This window comes from Suilimivivens sp. (assembly GCF_037359455.1).
In the GTDB taxonomy this organism is placed as follows: Bacteria; Bacillota; Clostridia; order Lachnospirales; family Lachnospiraceae; genus Suilimivivens; species Suilimivivens aceti.
The window spans coordinates 1-3,185 of record NZ_JAXXXI010000001.1 but is presented as its reverse complement, the minus strand read 5'-3'; the positions used below and the strand labels follow the sequence as shown (position 1 = coordinate 3,185).

The window sequence follows — 3,185 nt, the reverse complement described above, 5'->3', positions numbered from 1 at the left end:
AAGAAAGGACTTTGTCCGAAAATAAGAAAACTTCTATGCTTTGGTTTGAGTGTAGAATAGAAGTTTTCATTATGCAATAAATGTTTTTCCGTTATTCCAATTTTAGCTCAGGTCACTGCAGGAACAGTTCCTTTTTCACCTCTTCTACAAAAGAAGCCTCACATCCTGCTATGGCGCAGATATCCTCTATTTCATATCCCCGATCCAGCATATTTCGGACTACGATTTTCGTCTTTTCCAAAGTGCCTTCATTTCTTCCTTCATTTCTGCCTTCTCTTCTGCCTTCATTTCTGTTATCCTCCATCAATTCTTCCAATGCCTGGCACATGTTGTATTCCTCCTCTTCCCCGTTTATGGTCTTATATAAATCCTTCTTCTGAAGCATTGCTGCATTATCTGTCATGACTGCTATTGCTTCCCAGGTTTCTTTGCTCAGATGAGCATAAGCTTCATTTTTCATCAGCTCTGACATCCTCTCTTTATATTAGATCCTTTTTCACCTCTTCTACAAATGAAGCCTCACATCCTGCTATGGCACAGATATCCTCTATTTCATATCCCCGATCCAGCATATTTCGGACTACGGTTTTCGTCTTTTCCAAAGTGCCTTCGTTTCTTCCTTCATTTCTGCCTTCTCTTCTGCCCCTTCTTTCTCCCATGATTTCTCTCTCTTCCATCAATTCTTCCAACGCCTGGCACATGTTGTATTCCTCCTCTTTCCCGTTTTCTGTTTTATACTTATCCTTCTTCTGAAGCATTGCTGCATTGTCTGTCATGACTGCTATCGCTTCCCAGGTTTCTTTGCTCAGGTGAGAATAAGCCTCATTTTTCATCAGCTCTGCCATCCTCTCTTTATCCTTCCGGCAGTTCATCGCACAAAACAGATGCCTTAAACCGGAATGGAATGTATCAAACCCATTCTGTTCATTAATGCAGAATAGATGCAAATGGTATTCTTCAAATAACACTCTCAGATTCTCATCCTCTGGATCAAACTCCATCATATCTGACAGCTTCCTTGGCCCGTCCCATGGTTCCTCCCCGCTGTAGAGGCAGATCGTATAAACCGGATGTAGCCTGTCTGATCTCAGGATCCCTGAAAGTCTTTCATCTATGGTGGTTTTCAGCTCTTTCTTATGTTCTTCCTTATGCCTTGCAAGAAGCCTCCGTTCCTGCTTTCTCTCCTTCAGCTGTCTGCTGTACTCTGCAGCATCATAGCCCATGCACCGAACCGGCATGCCATAGTCTATGTAGCTTTGGTTTTCTACCGCCAGCACCTGCAGGATCATCCCTGAACGGTACCTCATTTTCACATCACGGATGATCTCCGTTCCTTTTTGCAGTGGCTTTCCTGGCTGCTTTTCCTCCGCGGCCACATAGTTCTCCGAAGCCTCCTCCAGATCCTCTGCCCGGATGACCTGCCTTCCCTGAAAGCAGCTGCCATTGAAGAGATCCGCAAACCGCCTTTTGTCCTGCAGATACGTCTTCATGCACATATCGTATTTTCCCATATGATTCCTCCTTTGCGTGCAGGAGCTTTCTATGGGTTTTGAAAATCCCCTGCCTGTTCAATTTAATGTTGGATTGAAAAGCATGGATTTTCTGATCTTTTAGAATATCAGAGCGCTTCCTGGCAGGAAGGCTTCTGATCTTAAGAAAGGACTTTGTCCGAAAATAAGAAAACTTCTATGCTTTGGTTTGAGTGTAGCATAGAAGTTTTCATTATGCAATAAATGTTTTTCCGTTATATACATAGGATATCGAAATCTACCTCCAGCTGCAGATTCTCACCACAGGTCAATAATCCATTTTTTCGCAGAATAAGAAAGAATCCTGCCCGGAGGGCTTTTTTATGTCATTGGAACATTACGAAGTAATTTCCTATGGCATAAGAAAAGGCCGGAAAATCCGACCTCTTCTTCACAATTCATCTTTGCAATTTTACTCTTACAGAAATTACTGTAATAAGGAAAGTACACCCTGGTTAGACTGATTAGCCTGAGCCAGCATAGCCTGACCTGCCTGAGACAGGATATTGTTGTTGGAGTACTTAACCATCTCTGTAGCCATATCGGTATCACGGATCTGGCTCTCTGCGCTGGTGGTATTCTCAACTACGTTATCCAGGTTGTTGATGGTGTGCTCAAGTCTGTTCTGAACTGCACCAAGTGCGGAACGCTGAGTGGAAACAGTCTGAATAGCAGCCTTGATGGTATCAATTGCATTCTTTGCATTGGTGTCATCTGCCCCATCAACCTTCAGATTCTTAACGCCAAGTCCTGCTGCGCTCATAGCATCAATATCAACAGAAATCTGATTGTTGTCAGTTGCATCTGCACCAACATGTAATTTCAGTGTTAATGCTGCTGTCTTGATTCCAGTAGTATCAATGTAGTTAGTAATGTCCGCATTCTGCAGAGCAGTAGTGCCTTTCTCATCCGTATAAAGCTTCTTGCCTTCCTTCAAAGTTGCGGTACCAGTAGTATCAATGTCAAAATAGCTGTCCAGTGCATTGGCTGCAATCTTATTGCCATCGGCATCATACAGTTTTCCAGGAGCACCTGCATTATAGTCTGTATCAGTAGCTTCTGCATCTCCAACATGGCTAATAGTTATAGTATCACCATTATTGGGAGTTCCGTTGGGGGTAACATCTGCCATTTCTGTTTTTCCATCTGCGGCATACCATTTTTGATCCGCTGCATTATATGTATAAACCCCATCCTTCGCATTCGCAGTAGCTGTTGCAGTTACTGCATTGTTAGATGACACTGCATTCGCTTTGACAGATGAATAAACCTTGTCTCCATTGGTAATTGCCTTATCTAGAGTTTCATCTGTTAATTCAACACCATTCGCATCATATAACTTCGTACCGTTTTTTAGCGTATTGGTTTTGTAACTAGCTGTTTTTTCACCTGCAACCTGTTTGTTACCCTTCAAAAGATAAGTCTCATTGAACTTGGTGGTCTCGGCGACACGGTCAATCTCGGTGGTTAACTGGTCGATTTCATTCTGGATATAATCTCTATCTGTTTCAGAGTTAGTTCCGTTCGCAGATTTAACAGCCAGCTCATTCATTCTCTGAAGCATATCCTGAACTTCATTCAGGGCACCTTCTGCAGTCTGCACTGCACTGATACCGTCCTGTGCGTTAGAGGAAGCCTGTGTCAGACCTCTGATCT

Annotated in this window: 3 protein-coding genes; all 3 read right to left on the bottom strand. The window is 43.1% G+C overall.

Features of this window, described 5'->3' with window-relative positions:
- Positions 1 to 112 precede the first annotated feature (112 nt).
- A complete protein-coding gene (locus tag WJQ40_RS00015) occupies positions 113 to 460 on the bottom strand; it encodes a hypothetical protein (protein ID WP_337537498.1) in 348 nt (115 codons plus the stop codon).
- A 19-nt stretch (positions 461 to 479) separates the two neighbouring features.
- Positions 480 to 1,511, bottom strand: coding sequence for a hypothetical protein (locus WJQ40_RS00010; RefSeq protein WP_337537497.1), 1,032 nt, complete (start codon positions 1,509 to 1,511; stop codon positions 480 to 482).
- A gap of 445 nt (positions 1,512 to 1,956) precedes the next feature.
- Positions 1,957 to 3,185 (bottom strand): flagellin (locus WJQ40_RS00005; protein WP_337537496.1); only part of this gene is annotated, 1,229 nt, incomplete at its 5' end.